The 23,969-nt window shown below is 64.7% G+C and carries 23 protein-coding genes; 13 read left to right on the top strand and 10 right to left on the bottom strand.

Going from position 1 to position 23,969, the window contains the following annotated elements:
• Nucleotides 1-137: 137 nt before the first annotated feature.
• From C8J98_RS19615 to C8J98_RS19600, 4 genes are all read left to right on the top strand, one after another.
• Nucleotides 138-3,248 carry a hypothetical protein gene (locus tag C8J98_RS19615; protein ID WP_107915210.1) on the top strand — a complete coding sequence of 1,037 codons (3,111 nt, stop codon included), beginning with the start codon at nucleotides 138-140 and terminating at the stop codon, nucleotides 3,246-3,248.
• Between the two features lie 94 nt (nucleotides 3,249-3,342).
• Complete coding sequence (locus C8J98_RS19610; RefSeq protein ID WP_107915207.1) at nucleotides 3,343-4,308, top strand: SPFH domain-containing protein; 966 nt, start codon at nucleotides 3,343-3,345, stop codon at nucleotides 4,306-4,308.
• A 4-nt stretch (nucleotides 4,309-4,312) separates the two neighbouring features.
• Complete coding sequence (locus C8J98_RS19605; protein WP_107915284.1) at nucleotides 4,313-4,768, top strand: NfeD family protein; 456 nt, start codon at nucleotides 4,313-4,315, stop codon at nucleotides 4,766-4,768.
• The gene (locus C8J98_RS19600) at nucleotides 4,761-6,044 is read left to right on the top strand and encodes a threonine/serine exporter family protein (protein ID WP_233260306.1); all 1,284 of its coding nucleotides are present in this window, start codon (nucleotides 4,761-4,763) and stop codon (nucleotides 6,042-6,044) included. Before C8J98_RS19605 ends, C8J98_RS19600 begins: the two co-directional genes overlap by 8 nt.
• Before the next feature lie 134 nt (nucleotides 6,045-6,178).
• Here C8J98_RS19600 and C8J98_RS19595 read toward each other — a convergent pair whose 3' ends face one another.
• From C8J98_RS19595 to C8J98_RS19585, 3 genes are all read right to left on the bottom strand, one after another.
• Entirely contained in the window at nucleotides 6,179-6,502 is a 324-nt protein-coding gene (locus C8J98_RS19595) for an H-NS histone family protein (protein WP_107915205.1), read from the bottom strand.
• Between the two features lie 158 nt (nucleotides 6,503-6,660).
• On the bottom strand, nucleotides 6,661-8,367 hold the full coding sequence (locus C8J98_RS19590; RefSeq protein ID WP_107915203.1) for a proline--tRNA ligase: 1,707 nt from the start codon (nucleotides 8,365-8,367) through the stop codon (nucleotides 6,661-6,663).
• A 40-nt stretch (nucleotides 8,368-8,407) separates the two neighbouring features.
• Nucleotides 8,408-8,830, bottom strand: a complete 423-nt coding sequence (locus C8J98_RS19585) for a DUF4124 domain-containing protein (RefSeq protein ID WP_158272765.1) — start codon at nucleotides 8,828-8,830, stop codon at nucleotides 8,408-8,410.
• Nucleotides 8,831-8,994: 164 nt separating this feature from the next.
• On the opposite strand from C8J98_RS19585, the gene pssA reads away from it, so the two are divergent.
• Genes pssA through rimI form a run of 3 tightly spaced genes read left to right on the top strand, consistent with a single transcriptional unit; the run spans nucleotide 8,995 to nucleotide 10,732 of the window.
• Nucleotides 8,995-9,780, top strand: a complete 786-nt coding sequence (pssA, locus tag C8J98_RS19580; RefSeq protein WP_107915200.1) for a CDP-diacylglycerol--serine O-phosphatidyltransferase — start codon at nucleotides 8,995-8,997, stop codon at nucleotides 9,778-9,780.
• A gap of 9 nt (nucleotides 9,781-9,789) precedes the next feature.
• Nucleotides 9,790-10,254 (top strand): hypothetical protein, encoded by a 465-nt coding sequence (locus tag C8J98_RS19575; RefSeq protein ID WP_107915198.1) that lies wholly within the window; start codon nucleotides 9,790-9,792, stop codon nucleotides 10,252-10,254.
• Nucleotides 10,255-10,258: 4 nt separating this feature from the next.
• On the top strand, nucleotides 10,259-10,732 hold the full coding sequence (gene rimI / locus C8J98_RS19570; protein WP_107915196.1) for a ribosomal protein S18-alanine N-acetyltransferase: 474 nt from the start codon (nucleotides 10,259-10,261) through the stop codon (nucleotides 10,730-10,732).
• A 3-nt stretch (nucleotides 10,733-10,735) separates the two neighbouring features.
• On the opposite strand, the gene C8J98_RS19565 is transcribed toward rimI, so the two are convergent.
• Together C8J98_RS19565 and C8J98_RS19560 are read right to left on the bottom strand one after the other, a co-directional pair.
• Nucleotides 10,736-13,219, bottom strand: coding sequence for an FtsX-like permease family protein (locus C8J98_RS19565; protein ID WP_107915194.1), 2,484 nt, complete (start codon nucleotides 13,217-13,219; stop codon nucleotides 10,736-10,738).
• Nucleotides 13,216-13,902 (bottom strand): ATP-binding cassette domain-containing protein, encoded by a 687-nt coding sequence (locus tag C8J98_RS19560; RefSeq protein ID WP_107915192.1) that lies wholly within the window; start codon nucleotides 13,900-13,902, stop codon nucleotides 13,216-13,218. The genes C8J98_RS19565 and C8J98_RS19560 overlap by 4 nt, the downstream gene beginning before the upstream one ends.
• On the opposite strand from C8J98_RS19560, the gene C8J98_RS19555 reads away from it, so the two are divergent.
• The 3 genes from C8J98_RS19555 (at nucleotide 13,901) to C8J98_RS19545 (ending at nucleotide 16,378) form a co-directional block, all read left to right on the top strand.
• A complete protein-coding gene (locus C8J98_RS19555) occupies nucleotides 13,901-14,512 on the top strand; it encodes an arylesterase (RefSeq protein WP_107915190.1) in 612 nt (203 codons plus the stop codon). The genes C8J98_RS19560 and C8J98_RS19555 overlap by 2 nt on opposite strands.
• A 118-nt stretch (nucleotides 14,513-14,630) precedes the next feature.
• Nucleotides 14,631-15,359 (top strand): response regulator transcription factor, encoded by a 729-nt coding sequence (locus tag C8J98_RS19550; protein WP_036111366.1) that lies wholly within the window; start codon nucleotides 14,631-14,633, stop codon nucleotides 15,357-15,359.
• Between the two features lie 26 nt (nucleotides 15,360-15,385).
• Nucleotides 15,386-16,378, top strand: a complete 993-nt coding sequence (locus C8J98_RS19545; RefSeq protein WP_107915188.1) for a HAMP domain-containing sensor histidine kinase — start codon at nucleotides 15,386-15,388, stop codon at nucleotides 16,376-16,378.
• 220 nt (nucleotides 16,379-16,598) lie between these two features.
• Here C8J98_RS19545 and C8J98_RS19540 read toward each other — a convergent pair whose 3' ends face one another.
• Genes C8J98_RS19540 through C8J98_RS19520 form a run of 5 tightly spaced genes read right to left on the bottom strand, consistent with a single transcriptional unit; the run spans nucleotide 16,599 to nucleotide 21,685 of the window.
• Nucleotides 16,599-17,057, bottom strand: a complete 459-nt coding sequence (locus C8J98_RS19540) for a hypothetical protein (protein WP_107915186.1) — start codon at nucleotides 17,055-17,057, stop codon at nucleotides 16,599-16,601.
• Nucleotides 17,057-18,238 (bottom strand): sialidase family protein, encoded by a 1,182-nt coding sequence (locus C8J98_RS19535; protein ID WP_107915184.1) that lies wholly within the window; start codon nucleotides 18,236-18,238, stop codon nucleotides 17,057-17,059. Before C8J98_RS19535 ends, C8J98_RS19540 begins: the two co-directional genes overlap by 1 nt.
• A 2-nt stretch (nucleotides 18,239-18,240) precedes the next feature.
• Complete coding sequence (locus C8J98_RS19530; RefSeq protein WP_107915182.1) at nucleotides 18,241-18,822, bottom strand: response regulator transcription factor; 582 nt, start codon at nucleotides 18,820-18,822, stop codon at nucleotides 18,241-18,243.
• On the bottom strand, nucleotides 18,819-20,099 hold the full coding sequence (locus tag C8J98_RS19525; RefSeq protein ID WP_233260305.1) for an ATP-binding protein: 1,281 nt from the start codon (nucleotides 20,097-20,099) through the stop codon (nucleotides 18,819-18,821). Before C8J98_RS19525 ends, C8J98_RS19530 begins: the two co-directional genes overlap by 4 nt.
• A 50-nt stretch (nucleotides 20,100-20,149) precedes the next feature.
• The gene (locus C8J98_RS19520; RefSeq protein WP_107915179.1) at nucleotides 20,150-21,685 is read right to left on the bottom strand and encodes an oligopeptide:H+ symporter; all 1,536 of its coding nucleotides are present in this window, start codon (nucleotides 21,683-21,685) and stop codon (nucleotides 20,150-20,152) included.
• 249 nt (nucleotides 21,686-21,934) lie between these two features.
• On the opposite strand from C8J98_RS19520, the gene C8J98_RS19515 reads away from it, so the two are divergent.
• The 3 genes from C8J98_RS19515 to C8J98_RS19505 all read left to right on the top strand — a co-directional run bounded on the left by C8J98_RS19515 (nucleotide 21,935) and on the right by C8J98_RS19505 (nucleotide 23,969).
• Nucleotides 21,935-22,309, top strand: coding sequence for a diacylglycerol kinase (locus tag C8J98_RS19515; protein WP_107915177.1), 375 nt, complete (start codon nucleotides 21,935-21,937; stop codon nucleotides 22,307-22,309).
• 131 nt (nucleotides 22,310-22,440) lie between these two features.
• Nucleotides 22,441-23,082 carry a LemA family protein gene (locus C8J98_RS19510; protein ID WP_107915175.1) on the top strand — a complete coding sequence of 214 codons (642 nt, stop codon included), beginning with the start codon at nucleotides 22,441-22,443 and terminating at the stop codon, nucleotides 23,080-23,082.
• Nucleotides 23,082-23,969 (top strand): YgcG family protein, encoded by an 888-nt coding sequence (locus tag C8J98_RS19505; RefSeq protein WP_107915173.1) that lies wholly within the window; start codon nucleotides 23,082-23,084, stop codon nucleotides 23,967-23,969. Before C8J98_RS19510 ends, C8J98_RS19505 begins: the two co-directional genes overlap by 1 nt.

The raw sequence follows: 23,969 nt of genomic DNA, 5'->3' as shown, positions 1-23,969 counted from the left end.
ACGCTTCCGCGTGCCGGATTGGCGCAGGTTGCGCCTACGACCTTCGAGAGATAGTGACGCACGCCGTTGCGGTGCATGCTGTTGCCAGCCGCCGCGCATGCCGGCGGTTCGTCTTCACCATGGAAGGAGATCGAACAATGGACAGTTGGGAAATCGATGACGCTTATCCGCGCCCGGCGCTCGAGCCGGAAACACCCCTTGTGGTCAATCGCTCGCACCTCTGCGCCGAATCGGGGGGCTTTTCGGTGACAGTGGAGACAGACACATTCAAGTGGGGCGACTATGTCCAACTTTATTGGGACGGTGAACTCGTCGACAAAGGCTATGTCGGTGCAGTGACGTACAGCCTGGAGTTCCTCGTGCCGGTATCGGTCCTCGAGCGTCATCCAGGTCGGGATCATCCCGGCAGGATGATCGAAGTCTTCTACGTCCTGGAGAAATACGGAGCCACTTCGCTGGAGAGCATGCGTCGTTCGCCAGCGCTTGTACTCGATGCGAAGTTTACTCGCCCCGGCGGCGAGGACACGGACGCACAGACACCTTACATCAACGAAAACCTCAAGCCTGTCGAGGGTACGAGTGGACTGGCGAAGGGGAAGGATCTCGTACTGACGATTCCTGCATGGAAGAACATGGAGAAGGGTGCGCAGCTCACGATCTACTGGGGTGAGACGAATATCGAGGTTGATGCATCGGCGATCACGGTCGGCCAGCCAGTGAAGGTGACCGTTCCGTGGTCGGTCATCGACGGTGCACCGCAAGGTCTGGTGTCAGTGACTTATGCCATCCGCGACCGCGTCGGTAATACCTCGGGTAACGCACCGGCGGTAGAAGTCACCGTGGTTTTTGCCCCCTTGTTGCCGCTACCTAGCCTCGCGTACGCGATCAACGCCAAAGGCAATGTCGATGTCGATCTCGCGAAGAAAATGGCATCGGTGACGGACTCTCCGGACTCGACCCCACTCATCGTCGAATATATCGATGTCGAGTCGGGTGACCAGATTGTCGTCAGCCTGGCCGGCACGACGAGTACGAAACTGCGCATCGTACCTTTGCAGTACGTGCAAGTTGCCGCGCCTGCGCTTCCTCTCAACGATGACCCGAAGGCGGCCGTGGATCCCAATCAGCCTCCGTCGGCCCGTTACGTCTTCAATGTTCCCATCGCATGGCTCGGCTACCTCGCGGGAGGGAGTATCTTTTTCTCCTACGTGGTCAAGCGCAGGGGGCTTGATTTCAATTCGGCGACGCGCACGAGGTCGGTGGTGGGCAGCGCGCTGACCATTCCCGCGCCGATCGTCGAGAGGGCTCCCGAGGATGGCGACGTTCTCGACCTGAACAGCTTTGCCGATGATCTCAGCGTTTCGGTCGAGGTATCTTCAATCTGGCCCCGTCGGGATCTGACGGCGTCGCTCAAGGTTCGCTCGCCGAATTCGAACCAGGGCTTCGAGCAAAATGCGTCCCTCCTCTCGACCGACGATAACGGCAAGCTGGTGTGGGTGCTTGCGCGGGAGCGGTTTGTAAACTTCGCCGATGGCGAGCTCTCCCTTCTCGTGGTGTTCAGCGATTCCGATGGAGCGAGCGTTCGCTCGCGCGAGCGCAAGCTTTCCTTTCGTCCGTTCGTCGTTGCGCCGGAATGGCCCTCGCTTGTCATCTCTGACTTGAAAGCTGACGAACAGCTCGCGCTCGATGACATGACGGGCGACTCGTTGCCGGTGTGGGTTCCGTTGAATGGACGGTTTCAGCCCGGGGACCAGGTCACTCTCGACTGGCAGGGTACGGCCTTCGGTCCGTATACGGTGGACAAGGCAGAGGGTTCGCTCGCCTTCGGCATACCCCGGTCACGCGTGGTCGCGTCGGCGGGTGCCGTCGTCACGGCGAACTACGTCGTGAAGCGTGTCGGTAACGTTATTGGTCCACAGCCGAGCAGGCCGTTCCGTCTTCGTGTCGCTCCGGTGACCATCGGTATCCTGCCATCCTTACTCAGTGCTGCCGCCAGTGCCGGCACCCTCGATGTGGAGAAAGCCAAGGATGGCATCGTGCTGACGGTGCCCGGCAATGCGGATGTGCGACAGACCGACACCATCGCCTTCGAGGTCAGGGCGGCGGGCGATACATGGCGGCGGGTGTCGCCGATGGAGGGTCATCCGAAGTCTGGCAACGTGACGACCGAGGACCTCATTCCCTCGCTGGGCGGCAGCTTCGCCGCGCGGTACGTGGTCACTCGTGACGGGCAATCCAAGACATCGGACGATCTTGTGCTGACCCTGGTGGCTTACGACAAGAACGATCCACGCCTGCCCAGACCCCGTATCAAGCAGTTACAACAGGCGGCGACCGGCGAGGGCAATCCATACATCGATGCGAAGACACTGGCGACGAGCTCGCTGACGGTCGTCGTGCCACCATGGCCATTCATGCGCGCTGGCCAGACCGTAAGCGTGTCGATCCTCGGCATCGACAGCAGCAAGCAATTTACGACGTCGATCGAACTGGCTACGAAGCGTCCGGTGCTCGAGTCCGATCTCGCCAACGGCCTGTCGTTGAACCTGCCCAACTCATGGGTACTTGGCCAGCCTAGGGTGTCGTCCACGGATCTCAAGATCGTTGTCGTTATCGAACGCCCGTTGGCGAGCGAGAGCTTCAAGTTCATGCGCCTTCCCGTCGCAGTGGTGAACGTAGTGGGCCTCGACAAGGTTGAGGCGGGCACGGGAACCGGGACCGAAGGCCAGTCTGACATCACGATCAGCCCTCCACCGCGAGTGATCGACATCGAGGGCTTTGGAATCGACAAGCCTACAGGCCGTATGCCGCTTTGTTATCTGAACCTGTATGGCGATGAAGCGGGGTCGGGCGCATTCGGTCTGCTGAAGACCTACGCCGGCCTGGGCGAGCAATATGCCGCCGTGACTCCAGCGGGAAAATTCAACAGGTACACCTATAAGCGAGGCCGGTCCGGAACCCTTCTGCTGTTCGACGTCAAGTTCGCAGCCAGCCGCCGCTATCACGTCTTCGTGATGCTCGGGCCACAGGTGGCCGGCACGATCACGCCGACGTTCAAGCTACACGTCGAAGGGTACGCCCGGCCGCTGGATTTCCAGCCCTATGCCGATGGAATCGTCGCGGTTTTCCAGGCGCCGGCGCTCATCCAGAAGTCGGTGAGGGTGGGCCTGGAAGTGGTTCCGCCGCTTTCGGGCAGTCTCATTGACAGCACCGCGACGCTGCGCATGGCGCTGGGGAGATACCCATAACGCTGTCGGCGGGGACCAGCGCACGGCGGTGAGAACACCCTGGCCCGCTTCGCCTATACTCCGGGCATACACCGGATGAGGGAGTGCAAGGGCAATGGGAAGCGTCGTAGCGTTGGTTGTCGTCGTGGTCGTCGTTATCGTGCTGGCCAAGCTGATCCGCATCGTGCCCCAGGGTTACGAGTGGACCGTGGAGCTGTTCGGTAAGTACACCGGCACCCTGTCACCGGGCCTGCATTTCCTCATTCCGTTCGTCTATGCGATCGGTCGCAAGATGAACATGATGGAACAGGTGCTCGAAGTCCCCTCGCAGGACGTCATCACCAAGGACAACGCCGTCGTGCGCGTCGACGGCGTCGTCTTCTACCAGATCCTCGATGCCGCCAAGGCCGCTTATGAGGTCGCCAACCTCGAAGGCGCGGCGCTGGCGCTGATCATGACCAACATCCGCACGGTGCTCGGCTCGATGGATCTCGACGAGAGCCTCAGCCAGCGCGATGCGATTAACGCCAAGCTGCTCGGCGTGATCGACGAAGCGACCCATCCCTGGGGGGTGAAGGTCACCCGCATCGAGATCAAGGACATCTCGCCGCCGCGCGACCTCGTTGACGCCATGGCCCGGCAGATGAAGGCCGAGCGCGAGAAGCGCGCGAATATCCTGGACGCCGAAGGTTATCGCCAGGCCGCCATTCTCAAGGCCGAAGGTGAAAAGCAGTCGGCCATCCTTTCCGCTGAAGGCAAGAAGGAAGCCGCATTCCGCGAAGCCGAGGCGCGCGAGCGTCTGGCCGAAGCCGAAGCCAAGGCGACCACGATGGTCTCCAATGCGATCGCCGGTGGTAGCGTCAATGCGCTGAATTACTTCGTCGCCAACAACTACGTCGAGGCGCTGAAGGAAATGGCGAAGTCGCCGAACCAGAAGATGCTCCTGCTGCCGATGGAATCGGCCGGAATCCTCGGGTCGCTCGCCGGTATTGCCGAGCTGGCCAAGGATTCCCTCGCCGCCCAGCGTGTTCCTGCCGAGCCCGTCGCCGGCGGCCCCCGCGCGCCACTACCGCCGCGTTGATGCCATGACCGAACTTGCCCTTCACTACTTCTGGTGGGTCGCCGCGTTGGTGCTGATCGGCGGTGAAGTCATGCTGCCCGGTTACTTCATGCTGTGGATCGGCATCGCCGCCGCCGTGATGGGCGGCCTCGTGTTCGTCTTTCCCGACATGGGCGCGATTACCCAGGCCATCGTATTCGGGGTGCTCGCGTTCGTCTCGTGCTTCGCTTACTGGAAGTTCGTGCGTCCGCGTCTCGATCGCATCGTGCCGGTTGGCAACGAGCGCCTGAATCGTCGTGGCGATCAACTCATCGGGCAGCGTTTCTCTCTCTGTGAGCCTATCGTCAACGGTCGTGGCAAGGCGCGCGTGGGCGACGGCATGTGGCTGGTCGTCGGCCCCGACCTGCCCCTGGGCGCAACGATCGAGGTCGTCGGTATCGACGGCACCACCCTACGCGTGAAGGCGGTGGACGTTGCCTGAGGCCGTGCCGCTGAGCGTACCGGTGAGTTTCGCCACCACGGCGATCAACACCCGCATCGCTTTCCTGACCGAACTCGCCCGTCGTCTGCATCAGTACGGTACCACCGCGCCTCGCCTGGAAACGGCCATCGCGCGTTCGGCCCAACGCCTGGGTCTCTCCGCCGAAGTGTGGTCGAGCCCCACGGCCATCATCGTGTCCTTCGCCGATCTGGGGCAGGGCGAGGACGGGGTGGCCCAGGTGACCCAGGTCATGCGCCTGCCACCGGGTGATGTGAACCTGGCGCGCCTGAGCGAAGCCGATCGCATCGCGGATTCGGTGATCGACGGGCAGATGGAGTTGCGCGAAGGCTTTCACCTGCTGCGTAAGCTGGGCGCGCCCGAAACCTTCCTGGCCCAGCTCGGCGTGATCGCCAGCTATGGCCTGTGCGCCGCCAGCGTCGTCGCGTTGTTGTTGCATAGTTCCTGGCCCGACCTGATCACCGCCGGTGTCATCGGTGTGCTGATCGGGTTGATCACGGTCGCGTCGGGCAGTCGTCCGCGCCTGGCCGCCGCCAGCGAAGCGATCAGCGCCATGGTGGCGACGATCATCGCCACGGTCGTCAGCGCGTATGTCGTACCACTTGCCTTGAAGTCGGTGATCCTTGGCAGCCTGATCGTCCTGTTGCCGGGCATGGCCCTGACGACCGCCGTGCGCGAGATATCCAGCCAGCATCTGGTAGCCGGCGTGGCCCGCATGGGCGGCGCGGTGGCCACCCTGCTCAAGCTCACCTTCGGCACCGTGGCAGCCAGCCAGCTCTGCGAAGCCGTGGGCATCATTCCGCGCAGTTACGCTTTGCCACCTTTGCCAGGTTGGGCGGACTGGCCGTCGCTGCTCCTGGGCGCCTTTTCCTTCGCCATTCTGTTCCGCGCCGCAAAGCGCGACTGGCTGGTCGTGATGGGTTCGGTGATCCTGGGTTACCTCGCCACGCGATGGGGCGGCAGTATTTCCGGCTCGCTGCCGGGAGCGCCGTTCGGCGTGTTCGTCGGTGGATTGTTGCTCGGCTCGCTCAGCAACGTCTATGCCCGTTACGCGCAGCGGCCCGGGGCGGTGGTGCGTGAGCCGGGCATCATTCTCCTGGTGCCGGGATCGGTCAGCTTTCGAAGTGTGTCTTACCTGCTGGATCGCGATGCTTCGTTGAGCATGGACACCGGTCTGCTCGGCGTGACCCTGCTGGTGTCGCTCGTCGCCGGCCTGCTGTTCGGCGACCTGATCGTGGCGCCACGCCGCTCGCTTTGAGTGTAGGAGCCGATTCATCGGCGAATTAGATACATGTAGGAGCCGATTCATCGGCGAAAAGCCAACGGAGCGGTGAAGCCACGCGCCCGATCGCCGATGAATCGGCTCCTACAGAAAATTCTAATGACAGGCGATCAGACCAGCAGGTCGGTTTCTTTCTTGCCGCCCTTCAGCGCCTCATTGAACCAGCGTGGGCGCTTGCCGCGGCCGGACCAGGTCTGTTCGGCGTTGTCGGGATTGCGATATTTCGCTGCGACCGTGGTACCGGCGCGCTTGGACTTCGGGGCGCGTGCGCCGAATAAGTCGTCGAAGGTGAACCCCTCGGCCTTGATCAGCGCGTTGATCTTCTCGCGCAGCTTGGCCACCTTCTCCTTGCGCAGTTCGGTCTGGCGGACCTGTGCCTTGGAAATCAGCTCATTGAGCTGGTTGTGATTGAGGTTCTTGATATCGACAGCCATTGGGGTCTCCCGTGGAGGATTAACGTGTGCGCCGGGATTTTTAGCTGGTTATGCGACAAAAAGCAAAATGCCGGATGTTTCCATCCGGCATTGGCGTGAATTACCCGATATTTACCTACATCGATTAGCGGTGGATAACCTCACCATTAATGGACCGATTATAAGGCGCCAAGCAGGGCCAATAGTTCCTGGCGTGACACATTGCGGCTTTCGGTGTCGGTGCGGGCGCGGTATTCGAACGTACCCGCTTCCAGTCCGCGTGCGCTTACGACGACACGGTGTGGGATGCCGATGAGTTCGATGTCGGCGAACATCGAGCCCGGCCGCAGGCCGCGATCGTCGAGCACGGTGTCGACGCCGGCCTGCGAAAGTTCTTGGTAAAGGGACTCGCCGGCTTCGGCGACGACGGGGTCGGTGTTCTTCGGGTTGATGACGCACACGGCGACGCGCCACGGCGCCATCGCATCCGTCCAGATCATGCCGGCCTCGTCGTTGCGCTGCTCGATGGCGGCCGCGACGATGCGGCTCACGCCGACGCCGTAGCAGCCCATGAACATGGTGGCCTTCTTGCCGTTGCTGTCGAGCACGCTGGCACCCATGGCTTCGGCATATTTCTGGCCAAGCTGGAAGATGTGGCCGACCTCGATGCCGCGTGCAAGACGGATATGGCCCTTGCCGTCCGGCGAGAGGTCGCCGTCGACGACCTTGCGGATGTCGGCGACACGATTGATGCGTGCGTCACGCTGCCAGTTGGCGCCGGTGTAGTGGGTGCCGTCCTGGTTGCCGCCGCAGACGAAGTCGGCGAGCAGGGCCGCACTGCGGTCGACGATGACCGGGATCGACTCGGGCAGGCCGACGGGGCCGATGGAGCCCGGGCGGGCGCCGGTGGCGGCGAGGATTTCCTCCTCGCTGGCCAGCTCGGAATCGTCGGGCAGTTCGGCCAGGTGGGCTGCCTTCACCTCGTTTATCTCGTGGTCACCGCGAACGCACAGCGCCACGAGGCCCTCGCGACCGCGCACCAGGATGGTCTTGACCAGCCGGCTAGCCGGCACGGCGAGGAACGCGGTGACCTCGTCGATCGTGCGCTGCTTCGGCGTGTCGACACGAGTCAGTTCGGCTGAGGGAGCCGGGCGTTCGCCGGTCGGCGCAATGGCTTCGGCCTTTTCGATGTTGGCCGCGTACGAGGAGGCATCCGAGAACGCGATGGCGTCTTCGCCGGAGTCGGCAAGCACCTGGAACTCATGGCTGGCGCTGCCGCCGATAGCGCCGGTATCGGCGTCGACGGCGCGGAACTCCAGCCCGAGACGGGTGAAGATGCGCGAGTAGGCGTCGTACATCACCTGGTAGGTTTCGCCGAGCGATTCCGCCGTGAGGTGGAAGGAGTAGGCGTCCTTCATGAGGAACTCGCGCGCGCGCATGACGCCGAATCGCGGGCGGATCTCGTCGCGGAACTTGGTCTGGATCTGGAAGAAGTTGAGCGGCAGCTGCTTGTAGCTCTTCAACTCGTTGCGCGCGAAGTCGGTGATGACTTCCTCGTGTGTCGGGCCGTAGCAGAACTCCTGCTCCTTGCGATCCTTGATCTTGAGGAGCTGGCCGCCGAACTTTTCCCAGCGGCCGGTTTCTTCCCAAAGCTCCCGCGGCTGCACGGACGGCATCAGGACCTCGATCGCCCCGGCGCGGACCATCTCTTCGCGAACCACGTGCTCGACCTTGCGCAGCACGCGCAGGCCCAGCGGCGACCAGGTGTAGAGGCCGGAGGCGAGCTTGCGGATCATGCCCGCGCGCAGCATCAGCTTGTGGCTGGCGACTTCCGCGTCGGCGGGGATTTCCTTGACGGTGGCGAGATGGAACTGGCTGAGGCGCATGCAGGATGTCTTTCGGGTGAAAACGTGGATTATAGGCTGGCTACTTGCAGTAAATAGTCATCTGCGCCTGGGTGGTTTCGACCTCGCGCTTGCGACCCGCGTCATCCAGGGGGCGGGTGCCGCCCTTGCCGTCATCCACGGACACGTTCTTTTCCTTGTCCAGCGTGTCCGCGTTCTTCTGCAGCTGGCTGCACAGCTTGGCGCGGTTGGCCTGGGTATCGGCGACGGCGCCCGGCGTGGCGGGCTTCGCCCCGGCTGTCGCAGCCGGGGCCGGGACGGGTGCGGGGTTACCCGCGGGCGGAATCACGACACCGCTGGTCTTGATCTTCTCGACCTTGGTGCCGGCCGGCGGCGGCGAATCGGAGTAGTGCGTGACGCCCTGGGCGTCCTTCCACTTATAGGCCTGGCCGAACGCCAGAGGACAAACCGCCACCAGAAGGGCGAGGACGAAGTAACGGCGCATGCGGGCCATCCGGCAGGGTGAATAGTGGCTCAAACAACTATCACCGGATCGGTAAGCACGCAAGCGATGGTGTCTCGTTTCGTGCGGCGGTAGCCGGGCCAGCGCCCGACTGACGCGTCACGGCGCCTGGGCTACACTGTCATCCCACGTCACGGCATTGGCCCATGAGCGATCCGATCCAGGCCCAGGGGCCGCGACATCGCGGCATTTACCTGCTCCCCAACCTGTTCACCACCGGCGCGATGTTCGCCGGGTTCTACGCGATCGTCTCGGCGATCGGTGGGCACTACCAGACCGCGGCCCTGGCGGTTTTCGTCGCCGCGATCCTTGACGGCATGGACGGTCGCGTCGCGCGCATGACCAACACGCAGAGCGAATTCGGCGTCCAGTACGACTCACTCTCAGATCTGGTCAGCTTTGGCCTGGCGCCGTCGCTGGTGATGTACACCTGGTCGCTGTCCTCGCTGGCGGCCTATGGCCAGGTATGGGGCAAGATCGGCTGGGCCGCCGCCTTTATCTATGCCGTGTGCGCCGCGCTGCGCCTGGCCCGCTTCAACACCCAGGTGGGCGTGGCAGACAAGCGCTACTTCCAGGGCCTGGCCAGTCCAGCTGCTGCCGGGCTGTGCATGTCGTTCGTCTGGACGATGGAAAAGTTCGATATTCCCGGTCCCTCGGTAGCCTTTTTCGCCATGCCGCTGGCCGTGATCGCCGGCCTGCTGATGGTCAGCAACGTGCGTTACTACAGCTTCAAGGCGTGGCCCAAGGGCGACCGCGTACCCTTTATCTGGCTGATCGCCGCGGTACTCGTCGTCGTACTTCTGCTGATCGATACCGCCCGGGTCCTGTTCGCCGTGGCCGTCATCTACACCATTTCCGGTCCCATCCACACGCTGTGGGGTCGCGCCACGCACCGCCGTCGGGTGCGCCGGCACGCCAGGACGTCGGAGTAAGCCACGGCCATGCCAGTCATCGTCGAGCGTCGCGAACGTCTGCTCCGGGTCATGGGTGTCACCCCGTGGCGCCTGCGAGTGGGCGATGTGGCTCCGGTGGACGGCGTCCCGCCCGCCAATGAGGCCGGAGTGGGCGAGCATGTGGGCTGTGTGGTCATCCTCCCGGCTGGCAGCAGTGCGCGTGAACTGGATCTGCTCGGCAAGGCGTTGCGTGCTTTCGGCCCGGTCACCGGTCGGGCCGCGCGCCTCGAAGTCGGCGAAAAGGGCCTCGGCCAGGTTCCGGCGGCCGTCGCCTATCTCGTATTCGGCGACGCACAGGCCCACGCGCTGGGCCGGGATCTGTCGGCGGCGGCCCTCAGCGCCGCGCAGATCGTCCTCGTCGATCCGCCTTCGGCAATCCTCGCCGATCCGGCCGCGAAGCGCCGCTTGTGGAACGGCCTGCGCGCGCTTGGACGCGCCTTCGTCACGGGCTGACACCATGGTCGCCGTGGCCCGCCCCTCCACTGAAGTGCGCGCGATGCGTCGCGAGGACCTCGACGCGGTCGTGGCGATCGAGCACGCGTCCTACGAATTTCCCTGGACCGCGGGTATTTTCCGTGATTGCCTGCAGGCCGGGCACAACTGCTGGGTACTGGTGCACGAGGGCGACATCGCCGGTTACGGCATCCTCTCGGTAGCTGCCGGCGAAGCGCACGTGCTCAATGTCTGCATCGCGGATGCGTACCGCGGCCTGGGCTATGGCCGTCGGATGATGCGCCGCCTGATCGATCTCGCCCGCTGGTATGGCGTCGAACGCATCTTCCTCGAAGTCCGTCCATCGAACCCGGTGGCCAAGACCCTTTACGAGACGCTCGGCTTCACCGAAATCGGTCGCCGCCCCGCGTACTACCCGGCCAAGGGTGGACGCGAGGAGGCGATCGTGATGTCGCTGGAAATGCGCATTTCAAGCTAGGGCTCAGCCCTCGCGCAGCAGGGCCATGGGTGAGGTCCTCAACACCCGTCGTGTGCCGAACAGGCCGATCGCCATGACGACCAGCGCGGCCAGTACCGCGGCACCGACCAGCGGCCACACGGGCGGGACGAAGTGCTCGATATGGAATACCGCATTGCCCAGCCATAAGCCCGCGCCGCTCGCACCGAGCGCCGCGGTGAGGCCGGCGACCAGCCCGAGCAGCGCGAACTCGCAGGCGGCAGCAGCGCGCAGTTGCGCGCGCGTGGCGCCGAGTGTACGCAAGAGCGCGGCTTCCTTGCGTCGCTCCTGGGCGCTGGCCGCGAGGGCGGCGGCGAGTACCAGCGCACCGGCGAGCAGGCTGAAGCCGAGCACCCAGCGCACGGCACCGCCGACCCGGTCGACGATTTCGCGGACGCGATCGAGCAGGGCATCGACGTCGATCAGGCTGAGGTTGCCGAAGTCACGCGAGACTTTCGCGAGGTCGTCGGCGTGACCGCGCGGAAGATAGAAGCTGGTCAGCCAGGTATGCGGCAGCTCGGTGGCGTGGGCGGGGTCGATCATCAGGAAGAAGTTGACCCGGAACGAGCCCCAGTCGACCTGACGCACACTGGTCAGGCGCGCATCCACGCTGCCCTCGCCGACCTCGAAGCGCAGGGTGTCGCCAAGCTTGAGGTGGAAGCGATCGCGCCACGAGGTATCGACCGACACCTCGGCCTGCGCGGGTGAAGCGCCCGGCCATGCGCCCGCGACGACCTTGTTGGACGGTGGCAGGTCAGCGCTCCACGACAGGCGCAGCTGGCGGTCTGCGGCATCCCTGGCCTGGTCGTCGACGAACGCGATGCGGTCGATCGGCTGACCGTTGATCGCGGTGAGCTTGCCGACGGCGAGCGGCATCATGTTCGTCCTGGTTGCGCCCATGCGCTCGAGCGCATGCGAGAACTCATCGCGCTGTTCGTTCTGCAGGTTGAGGGCGAACCAGTTCGGTGTGTCCGCCGGCAGCTCGCGTCGCCAGCCATCGAGCAGGGACGGGGCGATCACGGCCAGCAGCAGGAGGGCGCAGAGACCGAGTGACAGCGCGGTGGCCTGCACGAGGGAAAGACCACGACGACGGGCGAGCGCGGCGAGTCCAAGCCGCAGGGCGGGGTGGGCACCCGGTGCGACGCGCCGCGCGACTACCAGGAGCAAGCCGGACAGCAGCGCGGCGACTACTGCTACTCCGGCGAGGCTGGCGGCGAGGATGCCGGCGAGTTTCGCCGAATCGCTCTGTAGCCAGACCAAGGCCACGGCGGTCAGCACCGGTACGAGGTAGAGCGCATCGAACCGGCGCACCCGGCGCTGCATGGATTCGCGGAACACGGCGACGGGCGGCACCTCGGCAAGGCGGACCAGCGGCGGCAACGCGAAACCCGCGAGCACGGCCAGGCCCATCGCCGCGGCGGCGAAGGCCGGGCCGAGGGGCAATGTGGTGGGAATGTTGTCGAACAAGGTGCGTGCGAAATACCAGGCGCCCTGTGCGAGCCCGAGCGCGATCGCCATGCCGAGCGCCGCGGCCGGAATGGCCAGCGCCGCGAGCGTCGTCACCAGGAGCGCGGCGATTCGTCGGCGCGGCGTGCCCAGCGCACGCAGCAGGGCCACCTCGGCGGCCTTGCGCCGCGCATAACGCGACGAGGCCAGGGCGATCGCCACGCCGGCAAGCAAGGCGGAAAGCAGGGCGGTCAGGCGCAGGAAGGCGCTGGCGCGATCGAAAGCCGAGCGCATGCGTTCCTGCATCTTCTCAGGGGTGATCAGATCACCGCCGTGCGGAAGCGCGCCTTGCTCCACGCTGGCACGCCAGGCGGCGATGCCGGCCGGCGATCCGGCGACGAGCAGGTTGTGCCGCGCGCGGCTGCCCAGGGACAGCAGACCGGCGTCGGTTGCGTCGTCCAGGTTCATCAGCGCCCGCGGGGCCAGGGCAAACAGCTCGCCGCCATCCGGCTGGCGGATCAGCTCGGCGCCAACCGTGAGATCGCGTCCGCCGATCTGCAGCTTCTGGCCCGGTGCGATGCCCAGGCCGACGAGGGCGCGATGGTCGAGAAACACTTCGCCGCGAGCCGGTCCGTGGCTGGCGTGGTCGCTTCCCTTCGCGTCGCGCACTTCCAGCGTCCCGCGTAGCGGATACCCATCGTCGGTCGCCTGCACATCGAGCAGTTGGCTGTGTTCACCGACGAAGGCAACGCTGCGGAATGCGGCGCCACGGGATGTCTTCAGCCCATCGTCCGTGGCCGAGCGCAGCAGCGCGTCGGGCAAGGGTGCGGGGGCGGAGACGCCCATGTCGCCGCCGATCAGCTCGGCGGCGCTGGCAAGGATGCCGCGCTCGATGCGCGTGGACAGCGTCGCGACCACGCCCAGCGCGATCACTGCCAGTACCAGTGACGCGGCCAGGGTGCGCAGCTCGACCAGGTGCCATTCGCGTCGCAGCGTGCGCAGGGCAAGCCGGGTGACGTTCAAGCGGGCACCCCGAGACGGCCTTCATGCAGTTCGGCCGAGCGCGCGCAGCGGGCGGCGAGGCGTGCGTCGTGGGTGACCAGGATCAGGGTAGTGGCATGCTCGCTGTTCATCGCGAAGAGCAGGTCGCCGATGTGTTCGCCCGTATGCTGGTCCAGGTTGCCGGTCGGCTCATCGGCGAAGAGGATGCGGGGCCGGTGCACGAAGGCACGGGCCAGGGCCACGCGTTGCTGTTCGCCACCGGAGAGCTGGGCCGGGTAGTGCCGGCGGCGCGCGCCGAGGCCTACCGAATCGAGCGCGGCGTGCGCCCGTTCGCGCGCCGTGTTGTCGCCTTCCAGCTCGAGCGGCAGCATCACGTTCTCTTCCGCGGTCAGTGCCGGCAGCAGGTGGAACGACTGGAATACGAAGCCGACCAGGCGGCGGCGAATGGCCGCGCGGGCTTCCTCGTCGATCGCCTCGAGGGCCTGGCCGTCGAGCCGCACGCTGCCCGCCGTGGCCACGTCCAGGCCGGCCAGGAGGCCAAGCAGGGTGGTCTTGCCCGAGCCCGAGGCGCCAACGATGGCGAAGCTCTCGCCGGCCGCCACGCTGAGGTTCACCCCGGACAGGATATCCAGCTGTCCCTCCGGGCCGAAAACCGACTTGCTAACATCGGCCACTTCAAGAAGAACTCGGGAAGAATCGCTCATGCGCCGTTGCCTGTTCCTGTTGCTGTTCGTCTGGTGCGCCATCGCCTCCGGGGCGGAGGCGCCACGCAAGGTGCTGGTGCTCGGGGACTCATTGTCGGCGGCGCACAACATCCCGGTGGACGCCGGGTGGGTGCGTTTGCTGGACGCTCGCACCTCAAAGATGGCGACGCCGTGGACGATGGTCAATGCCAGCATCAGCGGGGAGACGTCGCTGAGCGGGCGCAACCGTCTGCCGGGCCTGCTGCAGAAACAGCATCCCTCGGTCGTGGTGATCGAACTGGGTGCAAACGATGGCCTGCAGGGGCTGCAACTGGGACAACTCGCGGGTAACCTGGACAGCATGATCGACGCGGCGAAGGGCGCAGGGGCGAAAGTCCTGTTGCTCGGCATCGAGCTGCCGGTGAACTACGGTCCCCAATATCGCGATGGCCTGCGCAAGGTCTACGCGGACGCCGCCACAAAGCACGACGTCGCTCTGGTGCCCTTTCTTCTCGATGGCGTGGCGCTGGACCCGGCCCTGATGCAGGATGACGGCCTCCATCCCACAGCCCGGGGAGAGCCTCGTGTCGCGGACAATGTGTGGAAAGCGCTAACACCGCTGCTTCGCTAAACGACATAACGTCCACGTCGTCGTACCCAGAATGAATGCTTGTTTGCGGTCTTCACACGGGTCTCACTGGTCCGGCCGTTAACTCTTCACATTTGTGAATCACAGAGGAGTGGCAACGATGAGCAACCGCGACGAACAGGCCGGTCTGATCCTTCTTGTCGAGGACAATCGCCAGATCGCCGAGATGGTGGGCGAATTCCTTGAGCGTCGGGGCTACTCGGTCGACTACGCCGCCGATGGCGTCAGCGGCCTTCACCTGGCGGTCTCCAACAGCTACGACGTGATCGTGCTGGACCTCATGCTCCCGGGCATGGACGGCCTGGACGTCTGTCGCAAACTGCGCAAGGACGGCAAGAAGTCGACCCCGGTGCTCATGCTCACCGCGCGCGACACCCTGGAAGACAAACTGGTCGGCCTGGAGGCTGGCGCCGACGACTATCTGGTCAAGCCGTTCGAAGTGCGCGAGCTCGAGGCGCGCCTGCGTGCGCTGATCCGTCGCGATCGCCGCCAGGTTTCGTCCGAAGTGCTCAATGTGGGCGACATGACCCTCGACACCGCCACGCTTCGCCTCACCCGCGGCGGCCAGGAACTCACGGTGTCGCCGATCGGGCTGAAGCTGCTCGCCATCCTCATGCGCGAATCGCCGCGCGTGGTCAGCCGCCGCGATATCGAACGCGAGATCTGGGGCGATACCCTGCCCGATTCCGACACGCTGCGCTCGCACCTCTACAACCTGCGTCGTGTCATCGACAAGCCGTTCGACCGGCCGCTCCTGCATACGATCCATTCGGCGGGTTACCGCCTGGCCGACCTCGATTCCGAAGTCGCGGCGTCGCAGACGGCATGAAGGCACGGCGGCACCGGATGTAATCGATGGAAGGCAGCACATCGCAGGGGACTAAGCGTCGGCGCGGATCATTCCGCGCCCGCATCGCCATCGTCTTCGCTCTGCAGACGCTGGTCGTCGTCATCGCCTCGCTGATGGCGGCGAAGAACGTCGCGCCGATCGGAGCGGCGATCGCCATCATGCTTTCGTCGGCGGGGCTGGCCTGGCTGGCGGTGTCGCGCGAGTGGGTGCCGATCGCGGCACTCGCACGTCTGCTCGAAGGCTGGGACCCGGATAAACCGGACATGGCCCAGCTAGACGCGGAAGGTGGCAAGCAATCGAACAACGATGTGGGCTCGCTGATTCGTGGCCTGCATGGGCTGGCATCGCGTATCGACGGGTATGGCGAGCGCGAGCGCAATTTCACCCGTGATGCGAGCCACGAACTCCGTAGCCCGCTCACGGTCATCAAGATGTCCTCGGACATGCTTGCCGATGAGACGGACCTCTCCGACTTCGGTCATCGGTCGCTGGAGCGCATCCGCCGTTCGACGCGCGAGCTCGAAGCACTGGTTGAGGCCTTCCTCATCCTCTCGCGGGAATCCGACCAGGGCCTGGCCGAAGAAGATTTCGTCGTCAACAAGATCCTGCGCCAGGAAGTCGAATATGCGCGGGAGTTGATCGCCGGACGACCCGTGGAACTCATACTCGACGAGCCGGCCAGCTTTGCGCTGCACGCATCACCACGCGTGTTCGCGGTGCTCTGTGGCCAGCTGATCCGTCACGCGCTACAGCAGACCGACCAGGGCGTGATCGTGGTGACTGTAATGCCGGGCAGCGTGAGTGTGATCAACCCTGCCGTGGATACGCCGGAGGAGGGCAGCCGTCGACATGCCTCGGTGGATCGCCACGGCTTCGACCTGGCGATTGCGCGCCGCCTCTCGGATCGGTTCCAGTGGCCGCTTGAACTGCGCTCGTTGCCCGGGGCTAACCGCGTCGCCAGCGTGAGGTTTCCGCACCCGCAGCCGATCGAGGTTTGATCGAACCGCCTTCATTGGGGGATCCTCTTCATGTAGGAGCTTCTTCATCTGGGAGCCGCTTCATGTGGGAGCAGCTTCATGTGGGAGCCGCTTCAGCGGCGAAATGCCAACGAAGCGGAGACGCCATGGCGCCCATCGCCGATGAATCGGCTCCCACAGAAAGCATCGCCGATGAATCGGCTCCCACAGAAAGCATCGCCGATGAATCGGCTCCCACACTTCAATCCATCAGACTGGCAATGCGCTCGGCATTCAATGCACCACTGAATGCCTTACGCGTCCCATTTGCATGAATCACCAGCGTACGCGGCGTCTCACCGCCCCAGCTCGCATCGATCAGGTAATTGATCCGGTCAGGTGTCGCATCGGCGTACGCCCGCGATGGAACGGTATCCAGTCGTGCCGCTCTGAGCCGCGCACTCAGCACGTCGCGTTGGCCGATCGAATCCGTCGCCACGAAGACAAGGTCGACGCCAGCGTGTTGACGCTGCCACGTGGCCAGTGCGGACAGGTTCTCTTCGCAATAGGCGCAATCGAGTGCCCATAGCGCCACGATGCGTACTCCCTTCGCCGGCGGCGCGACCAACGCTTCCACATCGGTCGGGGCGAGGGCGACAGGCGGTGCGGCAAATGCGGGCATCGCGACTGCCAGGGCAGTAACCAGAAGCAGGCGCGTCATCACTTCAACGCCTCCGTCGGCACCAGTCGGAACTGTCCTTCCGGATTCCATGCCACGAAGGCGCGATGATCCCAGAGCACCAGTTTCGGCCAGCCCGACTCGTTCGCCGTGTGGGCAATCTGACGCGGTTCGCTGAAGGTGACACCACCGTCGGTGGACTCACGCAGCATCAGGTTCAGTCCTTCGGGCGACATCTGGTGGTATGCGATCCACACATGCGTGCCGTCGGCAAGAAGATCGGCGTGCGACGCACCGGCGGCGGCGACCGTGGCCAGATGCGCCGGCGGCGCGCCCGGTGCCAGCTGGCCGTACCAGATCGTCGCCTTGCCGTCGGCCGCGCTGAACCAGACGGCGTGGCGCGTGCCTTTTGCATCGATCGACAACGAAGGGCCGTGGTGCGGACAGCCCTCGATATGCCACTGCGTAAACGTCGCGCGCTCGACCTTGGGCGACGTGCCGCCGACAGGCAGGCTGGCGAAGGCATGGTCACGGATATTGTCGCCGTAGATGGCGCGGAAGAACGCGTCGATCGATCCGTCCGGCGCACGCGCGAGCGCGATACGGCAGCACTCGCAGCTTTCGTCGACGATCTTTCGCTCCGGCGCGAAGTGCGCGCCGCGATCGGTCGACCAGCTGTAATAGGTGGCTGCACCGAAGTAGGGCTTACCGGCTTTCTTGGCGGTCTCGACATCGCGCTTGTCGATCCAGGCAACGACGACATTGCCCTTGCCGTCGACGGCGAGGGAGTCGAAACGGTGGGTGATTTCCGCGCGGTCCGTATGCACGGTGGTCGGCGAGTCGAAGTGCGCACCACCATCGAGCGAACGCGAGAAGCGCACGAAGCCGGTCCACGGCAGCTTGCGTGGCTGCGACCAGGTGACATACAGCTCGCCCTTCGGTCCCAATGCGATCTTGGGACGATTCTCGCCCTCGGCGTAGATCGGTTCGCCGGTGGGATTGACGATGGTCGAGAGGGCGAAGGTGCGGCCCATGTCGTCCGAACGACGCGCGCGCACATGCTCACCCACGGTGTCGACGACCCATAGGTGGCCCGTGGGATCGATGGCCGCATCGAAACCCAACGGCGCCTCGTGTCCCATGGCCATGCCATGCATGTCGTCGGCGTGCACCGCGGTAACGCCGGCAAGAAGAAGCGAAGCGAGAAAGGAGAGGTGGCGCATGCTCAGCGCTCGTCCGGACGTTCGCGCACCGGATGCTTGCTCAGCTTGCGCTGGAGCGTGCGCCGATGCATGCCAAGACGCCGTGCCGTCTCGGAGATATTTCCCTCGCACTCGGTCAACACGCGCTGGATATGCTCCCACTCCAGGCGCCGCAGCGGCAGCGGTGCGTCGGGCGCATCGACCAGATCGTCCGGATCGGCGGGACCCGAATCGCCATCGAGCAAGGCGCGAACCACCGCGTCGGCGTCGACGGGCTTGGCGAGGTAATCGTGTGCGCCGCGTTTGATTGCCTCAACCGCAGTCGCGATCGAGGCGTAGCCGGTGAGCAGCAACACGCGGATGTCCGGCACCAGCGACTGCAGTTCGGGAATCAGCCGCAGGCCGTTCTCGTCGCCCAGTTTGAGGTCGAGCACGCAGTAGCGCGGCTGATGGCGGCGGGTGAGGGCGCGAGCATCGTCCGCATTATCGGCGGTGATGACTTCGAAGCCTCGCGAGGTCATGGCGCGACCCAGTACGCGGGCAAAGGTCGGATCGTCATCGACGATCAGCAGCGGGCGACCGCCGGACGGGACGAGCTCATTCATGCCGAATCTCCGATAACCGAAAGAGGCAGGCGCAGGCGCATCTGTGCGCCGTGGCCGGTATTGCTGGCGGCAAGTTCACCTTCGAGACGCTCGGCGGTCGCTTCGGCAAGGGCAAGGCCGATACCGAGGCCGGTCGCCTTTTGCGACAGGCCGAGCGTGCCGAGTTCGTCGAACTCGTCAAATCCGGGGCCCTCGTCGGTGACGACGAGTTCCAGCCAGCGGTCGTCGCGGCGAATAGCCAGCGAGACGGCGGTACTATCATTCATCGCCGAGGCGTCGGCGGCGTTGTTCAGCAGGTTGATCAGCGCATGACGCAGGCCAGGTGGCGAGCGCAAGGCGAGGCGCGCCGCGTCGGCGGCGACGTGGAGTGTCACGTCGGCTTCGGGGCGCAGCAGCTGGAAGCGCTCCATGCAGCCACGGATGAACTCGTCCAGGGTGACCCGCTCCGGCACCTGCGACAGTTGCGCCTGGCCAAAGGCAACCATCTCGCGAAGGATGGTGCGGCAACGTTCCACCTGGCCCTGGAGAAGGTCCAGGTCGTCGCCGAGCGCGTTGTCGGCCGCATGCTCGCGGCGGATCTCAGGCAACAACGTGCGCATGGTCGACAACGGCGTATTGAGTTCATGCGCGGCGCCAGCGGCCTGCGTCGCGATGGCGAGGATGCCCTCGTCGCGCAGTGCTCGCTCGCGTACGCGTTGCACCTCGCCTTGCTGGTGGCGGATAGCCTTGGCAAGGTTGCTGATGAACACGCCGAGAAGGATCGCCATGATGACGAAGTTGACGCCCATGCCGGCCACGTAGAGGTCGAGGTCCAGGCTGCTGTTGCCCAGCGTCGGCAGCGGCAGGTGGTAAGGCACGAGCAGGACGTAAGCGACCCCGGTGAGGATCGCCACCAGCGACACCCCGGCGATCGACAAAGCGGCGGCGGAAAGCGCGATGGGTACCAGGAGCAGGGTCACGAACGGATTGCTCGCACCGCCGGTGAAATAGAGCAGGTAGCCGAGCACGAGCGTGTCGGCGGCGATGTGCACGATGGCTTCGCCTTCGCTGACCTTCCACGGCATGCCGAGCCGGAACGACGCCGCCGCAGCGAACACCGCGAGGACGCAGACGCCGATCATCAGCGGCAGCAAGGGAATGTCGAGATTGAGCAGGGTGACGCAGGAAAGAATCGCCACGCTCTGCCCGGCGATAGCGCACAGGCGGAGCCAGGCAAGGGTACGCGCTAGTGCGAAGGGACCGGAGCGGGATGACGGCGAGTGCAGGTTGTCGCTCACGGGGGTCTCTTCAAAGGGAAGGGCCGCCCAGGGGGCGGCCCTTCGGCGCGTTACAGGTCTTCGTTGTGTACCGGCGGGAACGGCGGCACGTTGGCCAGCGCATGATTGAGCGAAAGCTTCTTCATCAGCGGCAGCATGCCCACGGCGATACCCGTGCAGAGGATGCCGACCAGGCCGAGCTTGTTGAACAGACTGGTGTAGATCGTCAGCGACTGCAGCGGATCGGTGATGTTGTCGGGGATGGCCGCATAATTGGCGACCACGCTACCCATGTACTGGGCCACGCCCGAGGCGACGTAGTAGGCGCCCATCATGAAGCCGCCCATGCGCGCCGGCACGTAGCGGGCGATCATGGCCAGGCCAAGGCCGCTCACCAGCACTTCGCCCAGCGAGTACAGACCGTAACCCCAGACCATGTACCAGGAAGAGATCTTGCCGGCGATCGCGGTGGTGGCACCAAGGCCATACATGAAGAAGCCGGCGGCCACGGCGGCGAAGCCCAGGGCGAACTTGGCGGCGACCGGAAAATCCTTGCCGTGCTTGCCGAGCGTGTTGTACAGCCACACCAGGATCGGCGAGAGGATCACGATCCAGATCGCGTTCAGTGACTGGAACTGCTCCGGAATCCACGTGAAGATGTTCCAGCCGAACAGGCTGAACTGCAGGTCGACGTTGCGCTGGGCGAACAGGTTCAGCGAGGTCGACATCTGCTGGTAGAAGATGAAGAAGAAGATCGTCTGCACGGTCAGCACGAGCGCGGCGATGAGGCCGGCGCGCTCGCCCTGGGCGCTCGAGCGAATCAGGTGCACGAAGATGCCGAGGATGACTACGCCGGCGATGTAAACGCAGGCCTGCGCAACGCCCTGGTTCTGCAGGATGTACGCCGAGGCGGCGATGATCAGGATGCCCGCGCCGATGATGGCGAGGATGTTCTTCACCAGCGGCGGATGCTCGTCCGGTTCCGAGCCGACGTGGGCCAGCGTGCGGCGCATGAAGAAGTAGTTGACCAGGCCGAGGATCAGGCCGATGGAACAGACGCCGAAGGCCGTATGCCAGCCGAGCGCGTCGCTGTAGTGGGCGCCGACGTAGTCGCGGATCCAGGGGGTCAGCAGCATCGAGATCGTCGAGCCGACATTCACCGCCATGTAGTAGATGGTGAACGCGCTGTCGATCTTGATCTCGTCGCCTTCGTAAATCTTGCGTACGAGGTTGCCGGCGTTGGGTTTGAACAGGCCGTTGCCGAGGATGATCACGCCTAGCGCGATATACAGGAAGTAGGTGCTGTTCGTCGGGATCCAGAGCAGCGCGTAGCCGAACATGAGAACCACGGCGCCGGTAAGCATCGTGCGACGCGTACCGAGGAATTTGTCGCCGATCCAGCCGCCAATGGCGGGTGTGGCGTAGATCAGGGCAGAGGCTGCGCCCCAGACCAGGTTGGCGTCGACGTCGGGGAAGCCGAGCTTCTTCACCATGTAGGTGACCATCAGCACCTGCATGCCGTAGAAGCCGAAGCGCTCCCACATTTCGATGAGGAAGACCGTGCTGAATGACTTGGTCTGTGAAACGGGCGGGTTCTGGATTGCCATGTATTTTCCGGAAGCATTGGAAACAGCGAGCCGGGCGATCGAACCCTGGCTCCCGTCGCCGTGACCCTGAACAAAGTCACAACCGTTCAAGCGTAATACAAATGTTCCACCGGGTTGTGCTGCAGCGCCAGAGGGGCGCGGCGATACGCCACGCGGGCTATGGCATCATATGAGGCCTACCGCCCTATCCAGCCCGGAGCCATGGTCCCGAATCTCTCATTTTTGTCCGCTTCGGCGACCTGACCCCCTATGGCTTCCTCGATTCCGCGCGGGCCGCGACAGGTTTTTTCGGCGTTCCAGTGGTCCATGAAGGGCCTGAAAGCCTGCTACCAGCACGAGGCCTCGTTCCGGCTTGAGGTTTATCTTGCCGTGATCCTGGTTCCCCTCGGCTTCTGGCTGGGTCAGGGCGGGGTCGAAAAGATCCTGCTGGTCACCTTTCCTATCCTCGTCCTCGCCGCCGAACTGCTGAACTCGGCCATCGAGGCCGTGGTCGATCTGGTCAGCCCCGAATTCCACGAACTGGCCGGTCGGGCCAAGGACATGGGCTCCGCCGCGGTCTTTTTCCTCCTGCTGATGATCGGCGTGAGCTGGGCCCTGATCCTCATCCCCCATTACACCCACTGAAATCTTCAAGTTCTGCGTGACAGCCAGCTCCTTGTGGGAGCCGGCTCCGCCGGCGATGCTCTTCCTGCGATTTCCTGCGAACGCCCCGGGTTTGGGTTAACTTGTCCCCCGCACCCCAAGGAACCGTCGCCATGAAGACACTCGTCCGTGCTTTTGCCCTCGTCCTGTTCGCCAGCTTCCTTTCCGGCTGTGGCTATAACGCCATCCAGCGCGAGGACGAATCGGTCAAGGCCGCCTGGTCTGAAGTCCTCAACCAGTACCAGCGCCGCGCCGACCTCGTGCCGAACCTGGTCAACACCGTGAAGGGCTACGCCCAGCACGAAGAACGTGTGCTCACCGAAGTGACCAACGCCCGTGCGAAGGTCGGCCAGACCCAGATCACCCCCGAGCTCGCCAACGATCCCGAGGCACTCGCCAAGTTCCAGGCAGCCCAGGGCCAGCTGTCCGGTGCGCTTTCGCGCCTGATGGTGGTCAGCGAGAATTATCCGCAGCTCAAGGCGGACGGTTCCTTCCGTGACCTCCAGGCCCAGCTCGAAGGCACGGAGAACCGGATCACCGTCGCGCGTAATCGCTACGTGGCCGCCATCCAGTCTTACAACACGCTGATCCGCTCTTTCCCGAACAACCTGACCGCCAAGGTCATGGGCTACAAGGTGAAGCCGAACTTCAGCGTCGAGAACGAGAAGGCGATCTCCACCGCGCCGACCGTGGACTTCGGGTCCACTCCGGCCCCGACCCAGGCACCGGCACCGGCTTCTTCGGCCAGCCGCTGATGCTCCGGTTCGCGGCGCGGCTGTTGCTCGCCGTCACCCTGCTGGTGCCGCCACTGGTGGCGCTGGCGGACGGCGACCCCGCCGTGCCGACGTTGCAGCGGCACGTGACCGACCTCACCGGAACCCTGAGTGCCGACCAGGTCAGCCAGCTGGATACCCGGCTGGCCGATCTGGAAAAGCGCAAGGGCGCCCAGGTGGTCGTGCTGATGGTGCCGACCACCCAGCCGGACGACCTTGAGGGCTACTCCCTCAAGGTCGCCGAGGCCAACAAGATTGGCCGCAAGGGGCCGGATGACGGCGTCCTCCTGCTGGTCGCCAAGAACGACCGCCGGGTGCGCATCGAAACCGGTTACGGCCTCGAAGGTGCTCTGCCCGACGCCATCGCCTCGCGGATCATCCGCGAATACATGGCGCCCAAGCTGCGCACCAACGACTACTACGGCGGCATCAGCGATGCGCTGACCGCGATCACCCAGATCGTCGACGGCGAAGCCCTGCCTCCGCCGGTCAATCCCGACGAAGCCCACGAGCGCCGACACGGCGGTGGCAACCTGTTCCTGCCGCTGATTTTCGGCGTGCTCTTCCTCCGCGGCATCCTCGGCCGCGCACCGCTGTGGGCACGCATGCCCATCGGCGGGGCGATCACGGGTGGCCTGGCCTGGCTGATCATGAGTTCGATTTTCGGCGGGGTTATCGGTCTGGTCGCCGGCGCCCTGTTCATGGCGATTCCGGGTGGCGCTGGCCGCTCCATCGGTGGCGGCGGCTGGGGTGGCTTTGGCGGTGGCGGCGGCTTTGGTGGCGGTGGCTTCGGCGGAGGCAGCGGAGGCGGCGGCTTCAGCGGAGGCGGTGGCAGCTTTGGTGGCGGCGGTGCGTCGGGGAGTTGGTGA

It is taken from the genome of Luteibacter sp. OK325, assembly GCF_003050935.1.
GTDB lineage: Bacteria > Pseudomonadota > Gammaproteobacteria > Xanthomonadales > Rhodanobacteraceae > Luteibacter.
Note: the sequence above shows the minus strand (reverse complement) of the source record. Positions and strands in the feature narration are given on the sequence as shown.